At 59.0% G+C, this 564-nt stretch carries 1 protein-coding gene; it reads left to right on the top strand.

Features of this window, described 5'->3' with window-relative positions; genetic code table 11:
• Positions 1–564: FecCD family ABC transporter permease (locus J5069_RS23970; RefSeq protein ID WP_264646142.1), on the top strand; the 564-nt coding region annotated here is incomplete at both ends.

Genomic DNA, 564 nt, shown 5'->3' on the forward strand with positions numbered 1-564 from the left:
AGCCCTAAGCGGTGCCTCGTTGCAAGGTGTGTTCCGTAACCCACTGGTTGATCCACACATCATTGGTGTCTCTGCCGGTGCAGCGTTCGGTGGCACACTGGCGATCTTGATGAGCTGGACGCCACTGTTTTTGCTGTTCTCGACGTTCACGTTTGGCATGGTCGCCTTGCTGCTGGTGTTCATGATGGCCGCCGCGTTGGGCAAGCAAAATGTCCTCATCCTGATACTGGCGGGGGTCATCATCAGCGGTTTTTTCGGTGCACTGGTCAGTCTGCTGCAATATCTGGCGGATACCGAAGAAAAATTGCCGAGCATTGTGTTTTGGCTGTTGGGGAGTTTCGCCACCGCTCATTGGGACAAACTGGTCACACTGGTGCTGCCGCTCGGTCTGGCGGGAGGACTGCTGTTGCGCCTGCGTTGGCATATTAACGTGCTGTCGATGGGGGAACAGGATGCGCGCACGCTGGGCATGGCGGTGCAGCCAGTGCGCTGGCTGGTGCTAAGCCTGTGCGCGGCGGTGGTGGCTGCGCAGGTGGCCGTGAGCGGCAGCATTGGCTGGATTGG

This window comes from Candidatus Symbiopectobacterium sp. NZEC127, assembly GCF_025962675.1.
Taxonomy (GTDB): Bacteria; Pseudomonadota; Gammaproteobacteria; order Enterobacterales; family Enterobacteriaceae; genus Symbiopectobacterium.